Origin of the sequence: Spirillospora sp. CA-108201, from assembly GCF_050936235.1 — a bacterium.
Taxonomy (GTDB): Bacteria; Actinomycetota; Actinomycetes; order Streptosporangiales; family Streptosporangiaceae; genus Spirillospora.
This window is the reverse complement of sequence record NZ_JBNJNE010000001.1, coordinates 1,901,908-1,917,312: the sequence shown is the minus strand read 5'-3', so window position 1 is coordinate 1,917,312 and position 15,405 is coordinate 1,901,908. Positions and strand designations below refer to the sequence as shown.

The following is a 15,405-nucleotide window of genomic DNA, read 5'->3' as shown; positions in this document are numbered from 1 at the left end:
TCTGGGGGCTCCTCACCAGTCGACCGAGATCAGGACGGAGTCCAGGTACAGGAAGTTGCGCACGTCGGTGTGCGTCCTGACCGAGACGTAGAAGTTCAGCAGGTTCCCGAGGGAGCCGTACTCCTCCTCGTACGGCGGCACCGGAACGTCGCGCATGTCGTAGACGGTGTCGTTGACCTGCAGTTCGATGTTCGAGCGCGTGCTGGTGTCGATCACCCAGCGCACGTAGTGCCAGTTCACCTTGGTGGGCACTTCGTTGTAGCAGAGTTCCTGCGGGCCGCCGAACGGCTTCCAGTCGTCCGGCTCCGGGGCGGTGAAGTCGGCGGTCGGCGGCAGCTTGATCTTGCCTTCGAAGTGCTCGCGCGGGGTCGGCTCGGGCACCGTCGGGTACACCCACTCGCGCCGCAGCCGGTTCTCCAGGTCGGTGTTGAGGTAGCGGGCGACGCAGTGGTAGCGGACGCCGTCGCAGATGTCGGTGGCGATGGTGAACGCGCCGAACTGCTGCTCGGACGGGTGCAGGTTCGCGTCCCACTCGCCGGCGCCCGCCTTGTGCGCCGCCTGGTTCTCCTGCGAGGCCGCCTCGGTCTTGAAGGTCAGGTACGCCTCGAACTGCACCCGCCCGCGTCCGGCCATCGTGAGCCGCCGGATCGCGACGCCGGTGTGCCCGGCGACGGGGCGCGTCGCGACCTTCAGCGCGTACGTCCCGGACATCGCGCCGTGCGTCCCGACGTCGAAGAAGTTGCAGGAGCTGAGCTGCGGCGGCCGGAAGTCGCGCATGTGGTCGTCGACGGTGTCGAGGTTCCCGTGCCCGTCGTAGTTGCCGAGCAGTTCGATCCAGCCGTGGGTGCCGGTGTTGAACTCGTCGTGGACGAGGATCCGGTCCAGCGGGTTGAAGCGGGACAGCGCGGGGTCGGCCCGGCGCAGTTGCGCGACCAGCGACGGGTCGCTCGCGGGGTCGGTCATCGGGTGGGCTCCTGAATCCTGACGGTGGCGTGCACCATGTTGTGGTCGGACCGCAGCAGGTCGCGGGGCTCGCCGGCCTGCGCGGCGGTCTGCGGGACGAGCGTCCACTGCAGGACGCGCGTGCCGTTGCGGACGAAGATGTGGTCGATCTTGTCCTCGGACCGCGGCAGCGGGATCTTGCCGCCGTTGAACGAGGCGTACTCGGCGCCGGTGCGGCGGTTCGCGGGCGCGGCCTCGAACGAGTCGGCGTAGCCGACGTCGGAGAAAGCGTCGTAGGCGCTGTGGCCGTCCACCTCCGACGCCGAGTTCATGTCCCCGGCGAACACGATCGGCAGCCGCCGGGTGTAGGCGTTGTCCCGGGTGAGGTACTCGGCCGTCCGGCGCGCGTCGAGGTAGCGGACCTCGTCCCAGTTCTTGGTCCAGCCGTTGGGGTCGGTGGCGCCGTTCTTGCGGTACTCCAGGTGCATGTCGACGACCACGAACCGCAGCCCGGAGCGCAGGTCGCGCAGGGTGTTCCAGGTCATCGTCTTGCCGTAGATCTCGGTGGAGTCCGGCAGCCACAGCAGGTCGTGGGGGAGCGCGCGGCCGCGCTCGTCGAGGTGGGAGAACCTGCGGGCGTCGTAGTAGGTGAACCGCCCGGCGCCGGACTGCAGCGGGTAGCCCTCCTGCGGGTGCCTGGTCCCGGCGTAGTCGGCGGGAGCCTCGGCGTAGCCGCGGGCGCTCATCGCCTTGGTCAGCGGGGCGCGGAACGACTCCACGTCCACGCCCGGCTGCGTCGGCGTGGCGTTGTTGCCGATCTCCTGGGTGACGACGACTCCGGCCCGGGCGCGGACGATGTCGTCGGCGACGCGCGCGGCGCGCCCGTCGGCCCAGGGTTCGAGCTTGGTGGCGCAGTCGCGCCCGATCGTGTCGACGCAGTCCTTCTCGGTCGGCAGGCATCCGTGCCCGCAGGTGTTGTAGGTCGCGATCCGCAGGTCGATCTTGCGGCTCGGGCCCTGCGCGGCCTGGGCGCCCGCGGCGGGGACGAGCAGCGCCGCGGCGGCGAGGGCTGCGGTCAGGACCGCGAAGGGGCGGGCTGGGGGACGGGCGGGGGGACGCGTGGTCCTCATCCGAGGGGGCCTTCCTGTTTCCGGGATGTCACATTAACGTTAACGTGATCGTTCACACACCTTGGATGTTCACCCATCCGCCTGTCAAGAGCCGAAAAGAAAACGACCCGGCCGTCCGCGTGAGCGGACGACCGGGCCGTCGGCGTGCCGGTCGGGGGGTGGCCGGGTTACTGGAGAGGGGCCCAGCGGCGGGGATCGCGGCCGGGTTCCCCGCCGGAGCCGTCGCGGATCGCCCGGAAGAGTTCGCCCTGGTGGAGGACCAGCGCGCCCGTCCTGTAGTCCGCGCCGCCCTGCCACGCGGGGACGCCGACCGGCGAGACGCGGCTGGTGCGGCCGTCCGCGCCGCGGGTCCGGGTGAGCGCGTACGCGCCGGCCCGCACCGGCGCCGTGTACGGCCGCCAGTTCGCACCGTCGGTCGAGTACTCGATCGCCAGGCCCGGGTCACGGACGTTCGCCGACAGCGTCCCGTCGGAGATCTTCGCGCCGGGCAGCGGGATGCGGTAGTTCACCCCGGTTCCGCGCAGGCCGACCGGCTTGTAGAACGACAGCAGCGGGAACGTCTTCTGGCCGAGCGTGTTGCTGAAGACGTTCCAGGCCGCCTCCATCTCGTCCGGTGCGGGGGTGTCGCGGTTCCAGGCCCGCTCGGCGGCGCCGAGCAGCTTCGGGAACGCCTGGTACTCGCGGATCCCCGGCGCCTTGCCGTTCTCGGCCCACAGCTGCGCCTCCAGGCCGAGGATGTTCTCGCGGCCCTCGGGGGTCAGCTTCGTCCAGGCCGGGTTCGGCGTCACCGGGTTGCCCCAGCGGTCCTCGGTGGCGTTGGCGTACACGTCGAACGGCTGGTAGGTGAAGGTGCTCTTCTCGTCCACGTAGGCGGCCCAGTAGTAGCCGGGCTCGTCCGGGTCCTTGTTGTAGGCGAGGTCCATGTACAGGTTCGCGGCGTGCGCGAGGATCACCGGCGTGCCCTCGTTGGCGAACCGGTAGGCCCAGTCCTCGCGCCCCCAGCCCCAGACGTTCTGCCAGGGCAGCGGGGTGAACCCCTTGAGGCGGAACGAGCGCGTCGGGTCGGTGATGTCCTCCCAGCCGGAGGTCGCGGGGGCGTACTTGTGCGCGATGCCGTTCCAGCGGGTGAAGAACAGCTCCTTCAGCTCCTCGCCGGACTTTCCGGCGGCGTCGGGCGCCTTCCGGCACGCCGGGGACCCGGACCACCAGCCTTCGGGCGGGCCCGGCGGCTCGTCGCCGCCGAGGTTGAGCCGGTTGAGCGGCGCGCCCGCGCGCTCGTACATCTTCGCCACCTCGGACGCGACCTTGTCGAGGAAGGCGTAGGTGCTGGGCAGGCACGGGTTCGCGAGGTTGTCGGTGTAGTTCTGGACGCTGGTGTGCCGGCTCGTGTCGGCCGGGTCCAGCAGCCGGTACGCGGAGTCGTGCGTCCGCTGGTGGCGGCGCTCCATCGACTGGACCGCGGCCCTCGCGTGCGCCGGGAAGTTCAGCTCGGGGACGACCTCGATGTGCCGCTCCGCCGCGTACCTGAGGATCTCCTCGAAGTCCCGGACGGAGTAGAGGCCGCTCCCCTTGCCGACGAAGTTGAGCGTGCCCTGCTCGAAGCCCTGGTAGGCGGGCTCGCGGCCGAGGTTGGCCTCGGTCTCGCCCGCCGCCTTGCCGGAGACGCCGTCGCCGGCGCCGAGGTCGTTCACCGACCCCATGCCCTGGTGCAGCGCTCCCGCCTCCCCGAGGTCGAACGCGCGTTCCGCGCCGAACCCGGTCAGCTCGGGCAGCCCCGGGATCTGCAGTCGCCAGCCCTCGTCGTTGGTCAGGCCGAGGTGCAGCCGGTTGAGCTTGGTGAAGCTCATCAGGTCGAGGAACTTCTCGATGGTCTGCTCGGTCTCGAAGTGGCGGCCCACGTCGATCTGCAGGCCCCGGTAGCCGAACAGCGGCGCGTCGGAGATCCGCGCGCGCGGCACGTCGACCGCGGACGCGCGGCGTCCCCGCGCCGCCGCCGCGTACGCGCCGGCGGGAACGAGCTGCCGCAGCGTCTGGACGCCGTAGAGGACCCCGGCCCGGCCGGCGCCGACGATCCGGACGCCGGCGCCGTCGGCGGTCAGCGTGTAGCCCTCGGCGTCGGCCTTGCCGTCGCGGTCGACGTCCAGCTTCGGGTCGACGCTCAGCGACACGGGCGCGCCCCGCCCGCCGGCCACGTCGTCCAGCGCGGAGCGCAGGTAGCCCGCCTCGCCGCGCAGCGAGTCCGGCGCCGAGACGCGCGACCCGCCGCCGATCGCCACCGTTCCGCCGGACGCGGCGGCCGAGAGCGGCTGCGGGACGACGCTCTGCCGCAGCGTGAGGTCGAGCTTGCGCGCCGCGTTCCCGGCGTACCGCGACGCGGCCGTCTGCACCGGCCGGTGGTCGCCGGAGAAGGCGGTGGTCTGCTTCGGGTCCGCCGGGTCCAGCAGCGCCTTGGCCGGGACCCACGAGGGCCGCCCGCCGCCGAAGGAGATCGTCCATCCGGCGGGGGCGTCGGACTTGTGGACGGCCAGAGCTCGAAGTTCACGTCGATCGCGCGCCGCTCGCCGGGCCCGACGGGCGTGAAGCCGTCCGCCGGCCTGAGCGTGTAGAAGTCGCCGCTCCGCGCGGCGTCCGCATACGTGATCGCGAGGCCCTGGCCCGCGAGCTGCGCGCGGGCGGCGTCGCCCGCCGCCCCCTCCAGGACGGCGGCGGGCCGGCGGACGGCGTTGAAGTACATCGCCCATCCGCCGGAGCCCAGCGCGCAGCGGTCGTCGTCGTTGTCGATGGTCAGCCGCGCGCGGTGGTACTGCGCGTCGGCGACGGTATGGTCCACCGGCTGGTAGGAGACCATGAGGTCGCGCGCGTCCGGGCGGCAGGCCGCCGCCGCGGCTCCCGGTGTGACGATCGCCGCGAGGCTCGCGGCGAGCGCGGCGGCCGACAGCACGGCCGCGCGTCGGTTCGGCATGAATAGGAAAGTAACCTAATAGTTTGCCGCGGGGCCGCGCCTGATCCGGCCACCGCGGAAGGCGCAGGCGGCGCCGCCCGTCCGCTCCCGGTCAGCCCGGGGATCTTGACGCGGCGGCGCCGCCGTTCTCCGGCGGGCCGGATCAGGTGCTCGCGCTCGGCTCCAGGTCCTTGATCTTCGGGTCGCCCGCGTCGGCGACGTAGTCCGCCGCGCGCGTCACGTCCTTGCCGTCCGCCAGCTTGGCGGCCCTGCAGACCAGGGTTCCGATGACCGCGACGACCACGTTGACGGCGAGCGCCAGCATGCCGACGTACACCGTCGTCTTGGTGTCCAGGCCGAGGTCGCTCAGCGGGTAGGCCGAGCCGCCGAAGTGCTCCTTGGCCTTCGCCGGGTTCGGGATCCGGTACAGCATCCACAGCCCGGCGGCCATGCCGGCGGCCCAGCCGGCGATGAGGGCGCCGCGGTGGAACCAGCGGGTGACCAGGCCGAGGCCCACCGCCGGCAGCGTCTGCAGGATGATGACGCCGCCGATGAGCTGCAGGTCGATGGAGAACTCGGGGTCGAGCGCGAGGATGCACACCACCGCGCCGGCCTTGACGATCAGCGAGACCAGCTTGCTGACGGTCGCCTCCTCCTTGGCGTCGGCGTCGCGGCGGATGTACTCCTTGTAGATGTTGCGGGTGAACAGGTTCGCCGCCGCGATCGACATGATCGCCGCCGGGACCAGTGCGCCGATGCCGACGGCGGCGAACGCCACGCCGGCGAACCAGTCCGGGAACATGTGGTCGAACAGCAGCGGGACCACGGTGTTGGTGTCGGGCTTGCCGCCGGTGCTGACCGGCTTCACGCCCGCCGCGATCGCCATGTAGCCGAGCAGCGCGATCAGGCCGAGCACGAAGCTGTAGGCGGGCAGCGCCGCCATGTTGCGTTTGATCACGTTGCGGTTCTTGCTGGCCAGCACGCCGGTGATGCTGTGCGGGTAGAGGAACAGCGCCATCGCCGAGCCGAGCGCCAGCATCGCGTAGTTCAGCTGGCCGCTGCCCGCGATCGTGACGCCGTCGCCGGGGGCGGGCGTCTTGTCGAACTTGGCCTTGGCCGCGTCGAAGATGTCGCCCCAGCCGCCGAGCTTCGCCGGGATGTACAGCACCGCGACGATGATGACCAGGTAGATCAGCACGTCCTTGACGAAGGCGATCAGCGCGGGCGCGCGCAGCCCCGACTGGTAGGTGTAGGCGGCGAGGATCACGAACGCGATGACGATCGGCCAGTGCCCGTTCACGCCCATCGCCTTCAGCACCGCCTCGATGCCGACCAGCTGCAGCGCGATGTAGGGCATCGTGGCGACGATGCCGGTGATCGCGATGACGAGCGCGAGCGTCGGGGAGCCGAACCGCGCGCGGACGAAGTCGGCCGGCGTCACGAAGCCGTGCACGTGCGACACCGACCAGAGCTTGATCAGTACCAGGAACACCAGCGGGTACACGACGATCGTGTACGGGACGGCGAAGAAGCCCGCGGCGCCCGCGCCGAACACCAGGGCGGGGACGGCGACGAAGGTGTAGGCGGTGTAGAGGTCGCCGCCGATCAGGAACCAGGTGACCCAGCTGCCGAAGCTGCGGCCGCCGAGGCCCCACTCGTCCAGGCTGTGCATGGAGTCGGGCCGCCGCCACCGGGCGGCGACGAAGCCCATCCCGCTGACCAGCAGGAACAGGACCGCGAAGATGATGATCTCGGTGAGGTGGTCGCGTGCCATCGGGTCAGCCCCGCTTCTTGGTCATCTGGTACACGAGGACCGTGCAGGCGACGCCCAGCGGGATGAAGGCCAGCTGGATCCAGTAGAAGGCGGGAAAACCCGCGAGGCGGGGCTCGTCGCGGTTGTAGAGGAACGTGAGCAGCGGGAGCGCGACCGGGACGATCAGCAGCCAGTTCCAGGGGCTCCGGTCGGTGCGCTCGGCGTCCGGTGGCGGGGGCTGGGTCGGAGTCGGTTCCCGGGAGTCGTCGGGAGTCATGGGGTCCTCCTCGTCTCGCCCGCGCACGGTCCGCCCGGGTCGCTCGACGGGACCGTGCCGGGGGTGCGGCCGGGCGAGCCTACACACCCCCTGGTCACAGCCTGATATCGGCCGCGGCACGACTTCGGTGGATCGCTCTGCCCTGGGAACGGCCAGGTGGGGAACCGGTCTCCGTGGTAACCTCGCCGCATGCGAACCGCAGCCTCCCGGTGGTGGTGGCGCCGCTGAGGCGGTGCCGGTTCGCGCGTGTTCCAGACCAGGCGACCGCCCTCACCCGGCGGTCGTTTTTTGTGTATCGCGACGCCCGGTGGGGGCCCGACATGAGGGGCCACCGCGGTGGAGACCGTCTCACGACAGCTGCTGACCAGCGAGTTCGTCACGGCTGGGGGCGTACGGGTGACCCGTACCGCCGTCCCGGTCGACTCCGAGCGCAAGTCCGACGCGCTGAACGTCCTCGTCGCCGCCGTGGGGGAGCGGCGCGGCGGCGTGCTCAGCTCCGGCATGGAGTACCCGGGCCGCTACAGCCGCTGGCACATGGCCTACGTCGATCCCTGCCTGGAGATCGTCGCGCGCGGCCGGACGGTCGCCGTCCGCCCGCTGAACGGGCGCGGCCGGGTCGTCCTGCCCGCGCTGGCGGGTGCGCTGCGCGCCGTCGGCGAGGTGCGGACCGACGAGCCCGGCCTGTTCGAGCTCTTCGTCCCGGCGGCCGAGGGCTTCTTCACCGAGGAGGAGCGCAGCCGCCAGCCGACCGTCTTCACCGCGCTGCGCGCGGTCGTCGACCTGTTCCGCTGCGACGACCCGCACCTCGGCCTGTACGGGGCGTTCGGGTACGACCTGTCGCTGCAGTTCGAGCCGCTGCGGACCCGGCTGGAGCGGCCGGACGACCAGCGCGACCTCGTCCTGCACCTGGCCGACGAGATGGTCGTCGTCGACCGCAAGCGCGAGACCTCGCACCGGATCTCCTACGAGTTCGAGGTGGACGGGGCGGGCACCGCCGGACTGCCGCGCGGCACCGGGACGACGCCGGTCCGGCGGCGGGCCGGCATCCCGGCGCAGCCCGTCCCCGGCGTGTACGCGCAGATGGTGCGGGACGCCAAGGAGAAGTTCGTCAGGGGCGACCTGTTCGAGGTCACGCCGGGGCACGCGATGCACGGCCGCTGCGACGCGCCCGCCGCGTTCTTCGAGCGGCTGCGGGAGTCCAATCCGGCCCCGTACGAGTTCCTGTTCAACCTCGGCGAGGGCGAGTTCCTGGTCGGCGCGTCGCCCGAGATGTTCGTGCGGGTCAGCGGCGACCGCGTCGAGACCTGCCCGATCGCGGGGACGATCAGGCGCGGCGCCGACCCGCTGGAGGACGCCGAGCAGATCCGCACGATCCTGTCCTCGACGAAGGACGAGTCCGAGCTGACCATGTGCACCGACGTGGACCGCAACGACAAGTCCCGGATCTGCGTGCCCGGCAGCGTGCGCGTCCTCGGCCGCCGGCAGATCGAGATCTACTCCCGGCTCATCCACACGGTCGACCACATCGAGGGGCGGCTGCGCCCGGGCTTCGACGCGCTCGACGCGTTCCTCACCCACATGTGGGCGGTGACCGTCACGGGCGCCCCCAAGGCGTGGGCGATGCAGTTCATCGAGGACCACGAGGACTCGCCCCGCCGCTGGTACGGCGGCGCGGTCGGCTGCGTGGGCTTCGACGGCTCGATGAACACCGGCCTGACGCTGCGGACCGCGCAGATCCGCGACGGCGTGGCGACCGTCCGGGCCGGGGCGACGCTGCTCTACGACTCCGACCCCGACGAGGAGGAGCGCGAGACGCACCTCAAGGCCAGCGCCCTGCTGAGCGCGCTCGCCGCCGCGCGCAAGGGCACCGGGGCGGTCCCGCAGGAGGCGCCGCTGCCCGCGCAGCCGGGCGAGGGCGTCAGGGTGCTGCTCGTCGACCACGAGGACTCGTTCGTCAACACCCTCTCCGACTACTTCCGGCAGCACGGCGCCTCCGTGGTGACGCTGCGGCACGGGTTCCCGGTGCGGATGCTGGACGAGCACGCGCCCGACCTGGTGGTGCTGTCGCCCGGCCCCGGGCGTCCGGAGGACTTCGGCACCCGCGCGCTCCTGGACGAACTGGACGCCCGCGGGCTGCCGGTCTTCGGCGTCTGCCTCGGGCTGCAGGCGATGGTCGAGCACGCCGGCGGCGAGCTGTCGCTGCTGCCCGAGCCGTCCCACGGCAAGCCCGGCCGGGTGAAGGTCAGGGGGGGCGAGCTGTTCGAGGGCCTGCCGGAGGAGTTCACCGCCGCCCGCTACCACTCGCTGCACTCCACCCCCGACCGGGTGAAGGGGTTCCAGGTCACGGCGCTGACCGGGGACGTCGTCATGGCGATCGAGGACCCGGTGCGGCGGCGCTGGGCCGTGCAGTTCCACCCGGAGTCGATCCTCACCGCGGCGGGCGGCGCCGGGCACCGCATCGTCGCCAACGTCCTGCGGCTGTGCCGCGCCCGGGGCTGACCGTCCCCCGGGCGGAGGCGTCCGTAGTTCCGAAGCAGGAGGAGCCGGGGCGCCGGTGACCGCCGTCGTCCCGCGGAGGGGGGAGGTCCGTCCTCCCCCCTCCGCAACAAAACGGGTAATTCGGTCATCCGCAACGAGATTGTGGTTTCTTGGGCATCCCTGGGGGGACGTCGGGGGCCATGATGACAATCCTGTGGCTCATCGCGGTCATCCTGGTGATCGCCGGCATCTACGTGATCCTCGCGCGGCGCGACCTCCTCTGGGGCATCGTCCTCATCGTCGTCGGGCTTCTCGTCGGCCCGGGCGGGGTGAGCATCTTCACCTGACCGAAAACTCGGCCGGCCGGGGCGGAACACTGACGGAACCTGTCAGGTTTCGGTGCCAGCATCGTCCCCATGAGCCGTGCACTGACAGGTAAGACCGCACTGGTCGCGGGCGCCACGCGCGGAGCGGGACGGGGAATCGCCGTCCAGCTCGGCGCCGCGGGCGCGACCGTCTACGTGACGGGACGGTCCACCCGGACCCGCCGGTCGGAAATGGACCGTCCCGAGACCATCGAGGAGACCGCCGAGCTGGTCACGGCCGCGGGCGGCGAGGGCATCGCCGTCCAGGTCGACCACCTCGATCCGGCGCGGGTCGCCGCCCTCGTGCGCCGCGTCGACGAGGAGCGCGGCCGGCTGGACGTCCTCGTCAACGACGTCTGGGGCGCCGACCGCCTCTTCGAGTTCGGCAGGCCGCTCTGGGAGCAGTCCCTGGACGACGGGCTGCGCATGCTCAGGCTGGCCGTCGACACCCACGCCATCACCAGCCACTGCGCCCTTCCGCTGCTGATCCGCGAGCCCGGCGGCCTGGTCGTGGAGGTCACCGACGGGACCGCCGAGTACAACGCGGCCTACCGCCGGGAATGCGGCTACTTCTACGACCTCGCCAAGAGCGCGGTCATCCGGATGGCCCTCGCCCAGTCCGAGGAGATCGCGCCCTACGGCGCGACGGCCCTCTCGCTGACGCCGGGATGGCTGCGCTCGGAGGCGATGCTCGACAACTACGGCGTCACCGAGGACACCTGGCGCGACGCCACGAAGGCGGCCCCCCACTTCGCGATCTCCGAGTCGCCCGCGTTCGTGGGACGCGCCGTCGCGGCCCTCGCCGCCGACCCGGACCGCGCGCGCTGGAACGGGGCGTCGCTGTCCAGCGGCGGCCTCGCCCAGGTCTACGGGTTCACCGACGCGGACGGCAGCCGCCCCGACGCCTGGCGGTACATCGTCGAGGTGGATCAGGCGGGTCCCGCCGACGTCACCGGCTACCGGTAGCCGGAGGCCCCGAGGGCCGGTCCGCCGTCCGGTACAGCTCCGCGAGCCGGGCGGCGGCGCCCGCCATCCGCGCCCGCAGCTCCGGCGGGGCGAGGACCTCCACCTCGGGGCCGAGCCGCATCAGCTCGGCCGCCGCGACGGCCGTCGACTCCACGGGCAGCGTGGTCGCCACCCACCCGCGCTCGTCGGGCTCGCCGGCGGCGGCGGCCGCCTGCCGGGCCGCGTACGGCTCGACGGCGTGCCGCAGGATCCGCATGCCGAGGGGGGACAGGCGCACCGTCGCCTCGTCGCGCAGCACCGACCGCACGAAGGAGGCGGCCTGCCCGCGCCAGTGCGCGGCGAGGTCGAAGTGCTCGTCGCGCTCGAAGAAGACGCCGGTGGGGCGGACGGCGGCGACGCGGTCCACCCGGTAGGTGCGGTGCCCGCCGCCGGCCCGCGCGACCAGGTACCAGGTGCCGTTCTTCAGGACGAGCCCGTACGGCTCGGCCGTCCGGGTGACCTCGGAGTCCTTGCGGCGGTAGCGCAGCTCCACGGTCTCGTCGTCCCACACCGCGCGGGCGAGGTCGCGCAGCAGCGGCGGCGGCCCGCTCTGGCCGAACCAGCCGGGCGCGTCGAGGTGGAAGCGCTGGTTCGCGCGGGCGGGCGCGTCGCGCAGCGTCCGCGGCAGCGCGGCGAGGACCTTCAGCTCGGCGGCCGCCAGCACGTCGGCGCGCCCCATGTCCCCGGCGGGGCCGGGCAGCCCGGACAGGAACAGCGCCTCGGCCTCCTCGCGGGTGAGGCCCGTGAGCCGCGTCCGGTAGCCGCCGACGAGCCGGTATCCGCCGCCCCGCCCCTGGTCGGCGTACACCGGCACCCCGGCCGCCGAGAGCGCCTCCATGTCCCGGTACACGGTGCGCTCGGACACCTCCAGCTCGCGCGCCAGCTCGGCGGCGGTCATCGCCTCCCGCGACTGCAGCAGGAGCACGGCGGAGATCAGTCGGGCGGCGCGCACGGCGACCATCCTGCCGAACGGGAGGGTTCCTGACAATTTCGTGGGAGGTTCGCCGCGTTCACCTGTCCCGGCAGGTCGGGTGGCTGTTAATTTCGCGGCGTGCCTACCGACGACACCAGCATCGCGGCGTTCATCGACGCCCTCCCGAAGGTCGAGCTCCACGTCCACCTCGTGGGCTCCGCCTCCGTCCCGACCGTCCTCGAACTCGCCCGCCGCCACCCGGACGGGCCCGTCCCCGTCGACGAGCGCGAACTGCGCGCCTTCTACGAGTTCCGCGACTTCCCGCACTTCGCCGACGTGTACGAGTCGGTGTCCAGCCTCGTCCGGACCCCGGAGGACGTCGGCACCCTCGTCTCCGGCATCGCCCGCGACCTCGCCGCGCAGAACGTCCGGTACGTCGAGCTGACCGTCACGCCCTACACCCACCAGCGGGCCGGGATGCCGATGCCCGCGGTCACCGAGGCGCTCGACATCGCCGCCCGCGAGGCCCGCGACCGGCTCGGCATCCGCATGTCCTACATCTTCGACATCCCCGGCGAGTTCGGCGCCGAGGGCGCCCGCGGCACCCTCGACCACGCGCTGCGGCACCCGCCGGAGACGCTCGTCGGGTTCGGGATCGGCGGCATCGAGCAGAGCCGCGCGCCGTTCCGGGACGCGTTCCGCGACGCGTTCGCCGCCGCCCGCGCCGCCGGCCTGCGCAGCGTCCCGCACGCGGGGGAGATGACCGGCCCGGAGACGATCTGGGAGGCCGTCGAGGGGCTCGGCGCCGAGCGCATCGGCCACGGAACCAACTGCCTGGCCGACCCGCGCCTCGTCGCCCACCTGCGCGAGACGCAGCTGCCGCTGGAGGTGTGCCCGACCTCCAACGTCTGCACCGGGCAGGTCGCGGACCTCGCCTCCCACCCCCTGCCGCGGATGCTGGAGGAGGGGCTGTTCGTCACCCTGAACAGCGACGACCCGCCGATGTTCAACACGACCCTCACCGGCGAGTACCGCGTCGCCGCCGAGGCATTCGGTCTCGGCCGCGCCGAGCTGGCCTCCCTGGCCCGCAACGCCGTGACGGCCTCGTCGCTGGACGAGGAGGGACGCAAGGCGATCATCGCCGACATCGACGCGCTGGGCTGAGCCGGGCCTCAGCCCCAGGCCATGCGCCGCCACGGGCTGCCCGGGTCCTCGGCCAGGACGCGGTGGCCGGTGAGGGAGCGCTCGTACCACTCGCCGAACTCCCCCTCGTCGAACCGCAGCATCCGGCCGAGGACGTACCCGGCCGAGAACTCCTGCCACGACGCGTACACCTGGTGGGCGCGGTGCCCCGCGGTCAGGACGCACTCCTCGGCCTCATCGGCGTCGCAGTACCCGGCGTTCAGGCCCCAGCGGGCCATGTTCACCGCCCGCCCGAAGTCGTAGCCGTAGACGCTCTCGACACGGCCGTCGGGCGGGAGCAGGCCGTCCGCCCGGAACCGCGCCTCGTAGCGCAGGACCGCCTCCGACAGCTCCACGACCTCCCTGACGGTCTGCTCGGAGATGTCGCGCTCGCCGCACCAGGCGACGATCGCCTCCTGCCAGGCCGGCTTGCCGGTGCCCCTGCCGCGCCGGTCGAGCACCATCTGGACCGCCGGGTCGCTGTTGCGCGCGTCGAGCAGCGCGTCCATCTGCCCGCGCCAGCTCTCGGAGTCGGTGACGCCCCAGTCGCGCTCCAGCAGCACCCGGTCGTCGCGGGCGCTCTCGTGGTCGGTGAGCGCGTTCCAGGCGACGCCGTTCCCGACGGCCAGGTGCGCGCCCACGGCGAGCGCCGCGGCGAGCCGTCCCCACGCGGCGCTGTCGGGGTCGGTGACGAGGACGTCGTGGTCGCGGTCAGGGCGCCGCTCGGCGTCCGCGAGCAGCCCCGCGACCTGCCGGTGCGCCTCGCCGCCGGGCGGCATCTGCGCCAGCAGCTCGCGCAGCGGCCGCAGCGCGCCGCGCGGGCCCGCGTCCTTCAGGATCAGCCGCGCGGCGTGCACGCCCGCGGCGCCGGCGCGCCCGGCATCCTGCAGCGACCCGAACCCCGACATCGCGGCCCACGCGCGCCGCGCCGCCTCGCCCGTCCGGCCCGCGGCGGCCAGCACGTGCGCCGCCTGCGCGTCCAGCCCCGCCCGGACCGCGGCCGGCATCGCCGCCGCCTCCCGGTCGAGGACGTCGAGGACGCGCTGGGCCTCGCCGGTCCTCCCCGCGGCGGCGAGCGCCCGCGCGTACCGCGCCCGCGCCGCCGCGGCGGACGCTCGGTCGCCGCGCGCCGCCATGGCCTCGGCGGCGTCGGCGTAGGCGGCCGCGGCCTCCGCGTTCCGGCCCTGCCGCTCGTACCTCCTGGCGCGGTCGAGCACGGCGCCGGTATCGGCCTGAAACGTCATCGATTCCTCCAGGCCACACCGTACCGCCCGCAAAGATCTTGACGCCCGCCCGCACCGAAAGCCGACAGGATGGAGCGGTGAGCACCTTCATCGACAAGATCGCCTGGATCCACCTGAAGGACGGCAGGATCCTCAGCACCCGGTCGCGGGGCAAGGACGCCTACTACCTTCCCGGCGGCAAGCGCGAACCCGGCGAGACCGACATCGACACCCTGGTCAGGGAGATCGGCGAGGAACTCGCCGTCGCGATCGACCCCGCCACCGCCGCGCACCTGGGCACCTTCCAGGCGCAGGCGCACGGCCACACCGAGGGCGTCACCGTGCGGATGACCCGCTACACCGCCGGCCACCAGGGAGAGCCGGCCCCGAGCGGCGAGATCGAGGAGGTCGCCTGGCCGGCCTACGGCGACCGCGCCCGCGTCTCACCCGTCGACCAGATCATCTTCGACCACCTGCATGCCGCCGGCCTTCTCCTCTGAGGCTCCGCGAGAGCGGGCGCCCGGCCCGTCCTCACATCACCCGCCCGCCCCAGGGCGTCTGGCCGCGTTCCGGGTGCCTTGGCCTCATTCTCCGGTCCGGCCGTCGACGGCCTCACGCAGGAGGTCGGCGTGGCCGTTGTGGCGTGCGTATTCTTCGAGCATGTGGAGGTAGACCCAGCGCAGGGTCAGCTTGCGGGTTCTGCCTGGGAACTCCTCGTCCAGTGACCGGCCCTGCGCGGTCCGCCGTGCCAGCTCGACCTCTCTCGTGTAGACGGTGAAGTCCTCTCGGGCGCCGTCCGCGTCGCCGAGGTCGAAGTCCCCGTCGGGATGCTCCTGCGAGCAGTACAGGTCACCGAGGGCGTCCTGCCTGTCGAAACGGCGGCGGAACCACCATCGCTCGTTCTCCGCAAGATGGCGCACAAGGCCGAGCAGCGACAGGCCCGTGCTCGGCAGCGGTCGTGACGCGAGCTGCTCCCCGGTCAACCCGCTGCACTTGAGCAGCAACGTAGCGCGGTGGAAGTCCAGATACGCCTCCAGGGAGGCGCGCTCGTCGTCTCCGAAAGGGAAGTCGCCGCGATCCACGGCGGGCGCAGTCCATGTCATGGAGCGAATCCTCGCCGACGGGCATCCGGGGATCCACGGGATATCGCCTCCGGCGGTCAACTCCCACGGAGGGGGACACGTCCCATCGGTACA

13 protein-coding genes are annotated in these 15,405 nt (G+C 72.6%); 5 read left to right on the top strand and 8 right to left on the bottom strand.

Annotated features, from left to right (window positions below; genetic code table 11):
* Positions 1 to 12: 12 nt before the first annotated feature.
* The 5 genes from ACQEU6_RS09545 to ACQEU6_RS09525 form a co-directional block, all read right to left on the bottom strand.
* A complete protein-coding gene (locus tag ACQEU6_RS09545; protein ID WP_499330745.1) occupies positions 13 to 963 on the bottom strand; it encodes a DUF6772 family protein in 951 nt (316 codons plus the stop codon).
* Positions 960 to 2,072 (bottom strand): exonuclease/endonuclease/phosphatase family protein, encoded by a 1,113-nt coding sequence (locus ACQEU6_RS09540; protein WP_499330743.1) that lies wholly within the window; start codon positions 2,070 to 2,072, stop codon positions 960 to 962. The genes ACQEU6_RS09545 and ACQEU6_RS09540 overlap by 4 nt, the downstream gene beginning before the upstream one ends.
* 167 nt (positions 2,073 to 2,239) lie before the next feature.
* The gene (locus ACQEU6_RS09535) at positions 2,240 to 4,459 is read right to left on the bottom strand and encodes a family 20 glycosylhydrolase (RefSeq protein WP_499330741.1); all 2,220 of its coding nucleotides are present in this window, start codon (positions 4,457 to 4,459) and stop codon (positions 2,240 to 2,242) included.
* 717 nt (positions 4,460 to 5,176) lie between these two features.
* Positions 5,177 to 6,787, bottom strand: coding sequence for a monocarboxylate uptake permease MctP (gene mctP / locus ACQEU6_RS09530; RefSeq protein WP_499330740.1), 1,611 nt, complete (start codon positions 6,785 to 6,787; stop codon positions 5,177 to 5,179).
* Between the two features lie 4 nt (positions 6,788 to 6,791).
* The gene (locus tag ACQEU6_RS09525; RefSeq protein WP_499330737.1) at positions 6,792 to 7,043 is read right to left on the bottom strand and encodes a DUF3311 domain-containing protein; all 252 of its coding nucleotides are present in this window, start codon (positions 7,041 to 7,043) and stop codon (positions 6,792 to 6,794) included.
* A gap of 336 nt (positions 7,044 to 7,379) precedes the next feature.
* Between ACQEU6_RS09525 and ACQEU6_RS09520 the strand changes: the two genes are divergently transcribed.
* The 3 genes from ACQEU6_RS09520 (at position 7,380) to ACQEU6_RS09510 (ending at position 10,852) form a co-directional block, all read left to right on the top strand.
* On the top strand, positions 7,380 to 9,542 hold the full coding sequence (locus ACQEU6_RS09520; protein ID WP_499330736.1) for an anthranilate synthase component I: 2,163 nt from the start codon (positions 7,380 to 7,382) through the stop codon (positions 9,540 to 9,542).
* Between the two features lie 179 nt (positions 9,543 to 9,721).
* On the top strand, positions 9,722 to 9,868 hold the full coding sequence (locus ACQEU6_RS09515; RefSeq protein ID WP_165959128.1) for a GPGG-motif small membrane protein: 147 nt from the start codon (positions 9,722 to 9,724) through the stop codon (positions 9,866 to 9,868).
* Positions 9,869 to 9,937: 69 nt separating this feature from the next.
* The gene (locus ACQEU6_RS09510; RefSeq protein ID WP_499330734.1) at positions 9,938 to 10,852 is read left to right on the top strand and encodes an SDR family oxidoreductase; all 915 of its coding nucleotides are present in this window, start codon (positions 9,938 to 9,940) and stop codon (positions 10,850 to 10,852) included.
* On the opposite strand, the gene ACQEU6_RS09505 is transcribed toward ACQEU6_RS09510, so the two are convergent.
* Positions 10,836 to 11,843 carry a helix-turn-helix transcriptional regulator gene (locus tag ACQEU6_RS09505; protein ID WP_499330733.1) on the bottom strand — a complete coding sequence of 336 codons (1,008 nt, stop codon included), beginning with the start codon at positions 11,841 to 11,843 and terminating at the stop codon, positions 10,836 to 10,838. The genes ACQEU6_RS09510 and ACQEU6_RS09505 overlap by 17 nt on opposite strands.
* 99 nt (positions 11,844 to 11,942) lie before the next feature.
* Here ACQEU6_RS09505 and add point away from each other — a divergent pair, with 99 nt between their 5' ends.
* Positions 11,943 to 12,968, top strand: a complete 1,026-nt coding sequence (gene add, locus ACQEU6_RS09500) for an adenosine deaminase (protein ID WP_499330731.1) — start codon at positions 11,943 to 11,945, stop codon at positions 12,966 to 12,968.
* 8 nt (positions 12,969 to 12,976) lie between these two features.
* Here the strand turns inward: add and ACQEU6_RS09495 are convergent, their stop codons facing one another.
* Positions 12,977 to 14,230 carry a DUF1266 domain-containing protein gene (locus tag ACQEU6_RS09495; protein ID WP_499330730.1) on the bottom strand — a complete coding sequence of 418 codons (1,254 nt, stop codon included), beginning with the start codon at positions 14,228 to 14,230 and terminating at the stop codon, positions 12,977 to 12,979.
* A gap of 77 nt (positions 14,231 to 14,307) precedes the next feature.
* On the opposite strand from ACQEU6_RS09495, the gene ACQEU6_RS09490 reads away from it, so the two are divergent.
* Positions 14,308 to 14,709, top strand: coding sequence for an NUDIX hydrolase (locus tag ACQEU6_RS09490; protein WP_499330727.1), 402 nt, complete (start codon positions 14,308 to 14,310; stop codon positions 14,707 to 14,709).
* A gap of 84 nt (positions 14,710 to 14,793) precedes the next feature.
* On the opposite strand, the gene ACQEU6_RS09485 is transcribed toward ACQEU6_RS09490, so the two are convergent.
* Positions 14,794 to 15,312: a DinB family protein gene (locus ACQEU6_RS09485; RefSeq protein ID WP_499330723.1), complete on the bottom strand. Its 519-nt coding sequence runs from the start codon at positions 15,310 to 15,312 to the stop codon at positions 14,794 to 14,796.
* Positions 15,313 to 15,405 lie beyond the last annotated feature (93 nt).

Excerpts from the sequence above, each read along its gene's own strand:
- ACQEU6_RS09545 (WP_499330745.1), bottom strand. The coding sequence starts at position 963 with ATGACCGACCCCGCGAGCGACCCGTCGCTGGTCGCGCAACTGCGCCGG.
- ACQEU6_RS09540 (WP_499330743.1), bottom strand. The coding sequence starts at position 2,072 with ATGAGGACCACGCGTCCCCCCGCCCGTCCCCCAGCCCGCCCCTTCGCG.
- mctP (WP_499330740.1), bottom strand. The coding sequence starts at position 6,787 with ATGGCACGCGACCACCTCACCGAGATCATCATCTTCGCGGTCCTGTTC.
- ACQEU6_RS09525 (WP_499330737.1), bottom strand. The coding sequence starts at position 7,043 with ATGACTCCCGACGACTCCCGGGAACCGACTCCGACCCAGCCCCCGCCA.
- ACQEU6_RS09515 (WP_165959128.1), top strand. The coding sequence starts at position 9,722 with ATGATGACAATCCTGTGGCTCATCGCGGTCATCCTGGTGATCGCCGGC.
- ACQEU6_RS09510 (WP_499330734.1), top strand. The coding sequence starts at position 9,938 with ATGAGCCGTGCACTGACAGGTAAGACCGCACTGGTCGCGGGCGCCACG.
- ACQEU6_RS09495 (WP_499330730.1), bottom strand. The coding sequence starts at position 14,230 with ATGACGTTTCAGGCCGATACCGGCGCCGTGCTCGACCGCGCCAGGAGG.
- ACQEU6_RS09485 (WP_499330723.1), bottom strand. The coding sequence starts at position 15,312 with ATGACATGGACTGCGCCCGCCGTGGATCGCGGCGACTTCCCTTTCGGA.